Source organism: Geitlerinema sp. CS-897, assembly GCF_028368005.1.
In the GTDB taxonomy this organism is placed as follows: Bacteria; Cyanobacteriota; Cyanobacteriia; order Cyanobacteriales; family Geitlerinemataceae; genus Baaleninema; species Baaleninema simplex.
The window spans coordinates 1-5,410 of sequence record NZ_JAQNCQ010000239.1 but is presented as its reverse complement, the minus strand read 5'-3'; the positions used below and the strand labels follow the sequence as shown (position 1 = coordinate 5,410).

General features: G+C 49.8%; 6 protein-coding genes and 2 pseudogenes. 2 read left to right on the top strand and 6 right to left on the bottom strand.

All coding sequences use genetic code 11. From position 1 onward, the window contains the following. Positions 1-137 precede the first annotated feature (137 nt). Positions 138-278 carry a hypothetical protein gene (locus POG22_RS15085; protein WP_498906162.1) on the bottom strand — a complete coding sequence of 47 codons (141 nt, stop codon included), beginning with the start codon at positions 276-278 and terminating at the stop codon, positions 138-140. A 74-nt stretch (positions 279-352) separates the two neighbouring features. On the opposite strand from POG22_RS15085, the pseudogene POG22_RS15080 reads away from it, so the two are divergent. Next, positions 353-595, top strand: a pseudogene (locus tag POG22_RS15080) (IS1/IS1595 family N-terminal zinc-binding domain-containing protein); the annotation flags it as partial. Positions 596-621: 26 nt separating this feature from the next. Here POG22_RS15080 and POG22_RS15075 read toward each other — a convergent pair. Then, positions 622-753 (bottom strand): annotated as a pseudogene (locus tag POG22_RS15075) (transposase); the annotation flags it as partial. A gap of 381 nt (positions 754-1,134) precedes the next feature. After that, entirely contained in the window at positions 1,135-2,037 is a 903-nt protein-coding gene (locus tag POG22_RS15070; RefSeq protein ID WP_498906160.1) for a helix-turn-helix domain-containing protein, read from the bottom strand. A 140-nt stretch (positions 2,038-2,177) separates the two neighbouring features. Here POG22_RS15070 and POG22_RS15065 point away from each other — a divergent pair, with 140 nt between their 5' ends. Continuing rightward, complete coding sequence (locus POG22_RS15065) at positions 2,178-2,816, top strand: FMN-dependent NADH-azoreductase (RefSeq protein WP_498906158.1); 639 nt, start codon at positions 2,178-2,180, stop codon at positions 2,814-2,816. An 85-nt stretch (positions 2,817-2,901) separates the two neighbouring features. Here POG22_RS15065 and argB read toward each other — a convergent pair whose 3' ends face one another. The 3 genes from argB to POG22_RS15050 are packed head-to-tail and all read right to left on the bottom strand — an operon-like array spanning position 2,902 to position 5,091. Continuing rightward, positions 2,902-3,795: an acetylglutamate kinase gene (gene argB / locus POG22_RS15060; protein WP_498906157.1), complete on the bottom strand. Its 894-nt coding sequence runs from the start codon at positions 3,793-3,795 to the stop codon at positions 2,902-2,904. A 47-nt stretch (positions 3,796-3,842) separates the two neighbouring features. Then, on the bottom strand, positions 3,843-4,544 hold the full coding sequence (locus tag POG22_RS15055; protein ID WP_498906155.1) for an SAM-dependent methyltransferase: 702 nt from the start codon (positions 4,542-4,544) through the stop codon (positions 3,843-3,845). Next, complete coding sequence (locus POG22_RS15050; RefSeq protein ID WP_498906154.1) at positions 4,528-5,091, bottom strand: shikimate kinase; 564 nt, start codon at positions 5,089-5,091, stop codon at positions 4,528-4,530. The genes POG22_RS15055 and POG22_RS15050 overlap by 17 nt, the downstream gene beginning before the upstream one ends. Positions 5,092-5,410 lie beyond the last annotated feature (319 nt).

The window sequence follows — 5,410 nt, the reverse complement described above, 5'->3', positions numbered from 1 at the left end:
GTTTTCCGATCGAGAAGCTCAAAAACCTTGGATTTTCGTCGGCGATTACCGATTCAATTGGGAAGCTAGAGTCCAAAACGACCATTGGGCAAGCTGTACGGCATCAGAATTCGCTCTGGAGACTTATTCAGCAAGCCCTAGATAGCAGCAATTTTATCGTTGACGGCGGGATCGTTGAGGGCTTTCAGTTCCTCGAGGATTTCTCGATACACCTCTTCTGCCCTCTTCAAGTCCGCAGCTTTTAAAGCTTCGCTGGCATCTACACTGCGTAGATACATACAGAAGTTGAACGAATCTCGTTTCGGTGATATTATACAGTAATGATGAAAAGATTATTCTGTAGTGTATGCTTATGATTTGTCCCCAATGCGGCAGTGAACATCATGTCAAAAATGGTCACACCTATTATGGAAAGCAGAGATTTAAATGTAAAAATTGTGGTCGTCAGTATGTTGAGGGATCTCAATATCAACATATTTCTGAAGAAACCTGGGAATTAGTCGATCGACTTCTGCTTGAAAAAATTTCGTTAGCCGGTATTGCTAGGGTCACCAGAATTTCTATGCGGCATCTTCAAGATTACGTAAATAAGAAGGACTCTGCCGAGCTTAAGATGCAAAATCAATCTGAAAAAATCATAGAAAGCTGACTCCTAAGCTCAAAGTTGCAGAAATTACGAAATCCATAAACTTTGCGTTTAATTAGCTTTAACTTGTTGTTTAAACCTTCCACAATACCTTGGGTCGTTCCTCGAAAAGTTGAGTCCTCGACTCCGCTCGGACTCATACGAAATCCGCACCCCATACCCCCTTTTAACGCGATCGCCCAAAATCGATTCAAGTCCTTGCATACATGGACTTGACGACGAGGGCCGCAAAACGGGGTTTTCATAACGGGATTCCGTATCAATGCTGAGTGGAGTCGAAACGAGCGAAGTCGAAGTGTTGAGGTGATGCCCAAAAAAAAGAGACATCTCAGAAATGCAATGAATAAAAATACTCGATTCAATAAATTGGTAAAAAAGTAGAGTAGTCATGAGGAGTAATGCTACTTTGTTTTTTGAATCCTTGCCACGAAAGGATTGTGACTGACAAGCATCATTAGAGTGCAGCACGATCGATTTCTCGACGACGCTTAGCCTTTTCGGTAAGCACTGGGTGTCACTCCAGTCAGTTTGCGGAAGGCGTGACTCAGGTGACTTTGACTGTTGAACCCACATTGCAACGCAATATCTGAAATCGGAAGCTGAGAACGTTTGAGTAATTGCTTTGCCCGTTCGACTCGCTGTTGTAGTAAATATTGGTGAGGCGAAACGCCCATAGATCGATCGAACAGACGGCAAAAGTGAAATTTACTGATTCCGACTAACTGCGCCAAATCTGCTAATTTGAGATCTCGATCGAGAGAGTCGTTGATGTAGTCGAGAACTTGAAGGAGCTTGCGATCGTCTAACCCTCCCTCGTACCGTGCGACACGAAGTCGGGCGGTAGAATACTCTCGCAGTAAACTGACCGCCAAGACGTTCGCCAGGGATTCGACATATAGCTGTCCTGCCCGACCCTCGCCTCGATATAACTCTGCCCGCAACATTAATAAAACTTGTTTGATTTGCCGATTGCGGACGCGAAATTCTGTGACGAGTTCGACTTGTGTTGAGTCTAACTCCAGGGCTTCTCGGACGACCTCTTGCAAAAACTGGGGCGACATTTGAACGTGCAAATAGCGATCGTCCCCTTCGTTTCGATAAGAAATAGGAAGTTTCGCCGGTGTAATCGAAATATCGCCTTGGGTATAAATTCCGGTGTAGCGACGATCGCCAACCACGTGGTGGATGCGGTGCGGACGAGGTGCTAAACACAGGACGATCGTGTGGTCTTGCCACATCTCCGATCGCTCGAGACTGCACGGTGGTTCCTGAAATTCTCGGACGAGCAGAGATTCCCATCCAAGCGTTCGACTCGAGGCCAGGGGGGAAGTCGGTTCGAGTGCCAATTTTCCAGTGGTGCCAGGGGTCGATGCGTGAGAAGAGTTAGCCATCAGAGTTTTGACCTCTTGAAACTCGCAGCAAGATTTTGATAATGACGCAAGATTCAGATAGACCGACACGTTGAATTCGTCTAATCTGCGATCGTAACCGATTTGACGACGGAATACGATCGAAAAGGAGATTCTCAAAGATGGCTCGTTTGTTACATCTCGATGCGAGTCCGCGCGGAGAGCGATCGCGCTCGCGTAAAATGACGAGAGTGTTTGTCGAGCGATGGATTCAAACACATCCAGAGACGAGCGTGACCTATCGCGATATCGGGCGTAACCCCGCTCCTCCCGTAACTGAAGCTTGGATTGTGGCGGCTTTTACCCCCCCAGAACAGCGAACTCCAGATTTAGAAGAAGCGTTGCGCGTTAGCGAGGAACTCGTCGATGAGTTTTTGGCGGCTGATATTTATGTTTTCGGTGTGCCGATGTATAACTGGACGGTTCCCAGTGGATTCAAAGCCTATATCGATAATATTGTCCGCATCGATCGCACTTGGGCTTACATCCCGGAAGAAAATCCAGAATTCCCGTACGAACCGTTGGTTCGTGGTAAAAAAATGTTTGTCGTGACCGCACGGGGCGATGGTGGGTTCGCGCCGGGCGAACGGAACGAGAAACGGGATTTTCTCAATCCCTATCTAACAGAAATCTTTTCGATGTTGGGCGTCACAGATATCGAGTTTATCAATATCGAAAACGATGAATATGGTGGGCAAAAATTAGAGGACTCGATCGCGGCAGCTCGCGATCGCATCGATCGACTCGTGGCAACATTTTGACGATCGCTATTGGTTTGTCTGGCAACTCAGCCAGATGCGATCGATTCCCCCAGAATCGATCGCAACACAATACCCCGTTTTCCCGCTAGCGATACATCGTATACTCCGAGGCCACTAACATCGAACCGATCCCGGAGTCGGTGAAGATTTCCAAAAGTAGAGCGTGGGGAATCCGTCCGTCGAGGATGTGGGCGGCGTGAACTCCTTGGGCGAGCGATCGTACGCAACAATTCACTTTAGGAATCATCCCTCCAGCCACCACCCCGTCGTCGATGAGTTGTCGGGCTTGCTGAATATCTAACTGGTGAATCAACGTCGAGGAATCTTTATAATCCCGTAAAATTCCCGGCGTATCGGTCAACAAAATCAGCTTTTCGGCGTTGAGGGCAGCGGCGATTTCTCCCGCCGCCGTGTCAGCGTTAATATTGTAGGCTTGTCCGGTTTCGTCGGCGGCAACGCTGGAGACGACGGGAACGTAACCGTCCGAAACCAAAGATTCGATCAGTGCTGGATTGACTGAGGCCACTTCTCCGACAAAACCGATCCCTTCTTTTCCTTGAGGGCGAGCTTGAATGAGGTTTCCGTCTTTTCCGCACAACCCCACCGCCGAACCGCCTGCTTGTTCGATCAGAGAGACGAGTTCTTTGTTGACTCGTCCGACGAGAACCATTTCCACCACGTCCATCGTCGGAGCGTCCGTGACGCGCAACCCGTCTTTAAACTGAGGGGCGATTCCCAGTTTTCCCAGCCAGGTGTTGATTTCCGGGCCGCCGCCGTGAACCACCACCGGACGCAGTCCGACGCAGGAGAGAAAAACGATATCGCGGACGACCTTGTCTTTGAGCGAGTTGTCTTTCATCGCGGCTCCCCCGTATTTCACGACGACGGTGCGTCCGGCGAACTGTTGGATGTAGGGGAGAGCTTCACTGAGAACGCGAACTCGGGTAGCCTCGTCTTTTTTGAGATATTCGTGTTCCATCGAAGGGCTATTGTTGTGCTTGACGGTAATGCGAGTATACCGGAATTTCAGGTCGCGGAACCGTCGGGAGGAAACACGCGCAAAATCTGATTTCCTCCTTTTTGAAATTCGTATTTGACATCTTCGATACAGACAGCGTACCCCCGATCTGATAATCGGTCGATGACGGGTTGTAAGTGAGGAGAAATCTCTCCGGAAAAGTTCGTAATTAGAGGAAACACTCGGGCTTCGCGAGCGACGCGACACATTTCCTCGATCGCCTGAAGGTGAAAGTCGAGGTCGAGCTGTTCGGAATAGGTAAACAGCAGGTGAGAGCAGAGAGCTAAGTCGAACGTCGCGGGAGGAAAGGGAAGTTTCGGTAAGGATTCGGCGAGATAGCGGTCTTGCTGTTTTCCGGTTGGGAAATCTTCTAGAAACCGTTGCATCGCTACCAGACGAACCTGTCCCAAGTGTTCGGGCGTGGTAATGTCTTCCCAGACGAATTTCTCGACGTTCGACTCGAGCGCTTCGAGGATAATGGGATAGGTTTCCCGAATTCGGGATTCGAGATCGTCGGTGGAAAATTGATAGATGGGGTCGCAGGAGACGACGCGGGTTCTGGTTTGGGTGGCTTCGGCGTTGAAACTCGAAGGTCCGCCCCCACAGTCGAGGATACTTCCGTTCAAGTCCTCGTCCGTCAGATCGAACATCTGAATGTAGTCGTCGAGCGATCGCCCCCAAGGGACGACTTGTTTAAGCGTTAAACTCATGGGGAGGTCGAACGGATGGTTTTAAAACAGAAGGAATGGCGGCGATGAGGCGATCGACGATGCGATCGGGGGATTCGTCGCCACTGACAGATAGATGAAGATCGGCTTGTTCGTACTTCGATCGCCGTTCGTCTAAAAGCTGTTTCAGCGTCGCCAGGGGATCGGCTTCTTTGAGAAGGGGACGGCTACGGTCGTCTCGGAGGCGATCGAACAGTGTTTCGGGCCGAACGTCCAACCACACCACGAGTCCGTATTTTAAGTAACTCCAGTTGTTCTGTTGAGTGACGATACCGCCGCCCGTCGAGACGACCGAATGTTGATACGCCGCCACGCCAGCTAAAACCTGGTGTTCGATGTCTCGAAACGCCGGTTCGCCCTCGTTGGCGAAAATCTCGTCGATCGTGGTTCCCGTCACTTGTTCGATGATGGCGTCTGTATCGAGGAACCGATACCCGAGTTGGTGGGCGAGGTGTTTTCCAACTGTGGTTTTTCCCGCTCCCATCATCCCGACGAGATAGATGTTAAGCCCTTGGAGAATGTCGTTCACGCGCTTGTTTCGATCGAGTCTTCAGTCGTTCGTGTTGTACCAGTTTATAGGTAATCGGGGGCTTGCAATCAGCGATCGAGTTCGAGCGGTGCAGAACGCTCGGACTGGCTACGAGGGGGTTGACAAAAGAATGGATTTGTGTATCTCCAAAAAAGATCGAGACATTGGAAAAATCTATGTTTCCAACTAAATGTCGGCAGGGGTCGCCCACTAGACCTGACAAGGTTAGTGGGTGGGGAATGCCGACCACCAAACAACTCGAGTGCAACGAGTCCTTATTTTATTTCACGAGGCACTTCTTGTTGTTTAACGTACTCTT

Coding starts and splice junctions, on each gene's coding strand:
- POG22_RS15085 (WP_498906162.1), bottom strand. CDS start 278: ATGTATCTACGCAGTGTAGATGCCAGCGAAGCTTTAAAAGCTGCGGAC.
- POG22_RS15070 (WP_498906160.1), bottom strand. CDS start 2,037: ATGGCTAACTCTTCTCACGCATCGACCCCTGGCACCACTGGAAAATTG.
- POG22_RS15065 (WP_498906158.1), top strand. CDS start 2,178: ATGGCTCGTTTGTTACATCTCGATGCGAGTCCGCGCGGAGAGCGATCG.
- argB (WP_498906157.1), bottom strand. CDS start 3,795: ATGGAACACGAATATCTCAAAAAAGACGAGGCTACCCGAGTTCGCGTT.
- POG22_RS15055 (WP_498906155.1), bottom strand. CDS start 4,544: ATGAGTTTAACGCTTAAACAAGTCGTCCCTTGGGGGCGATCGCTCGAC.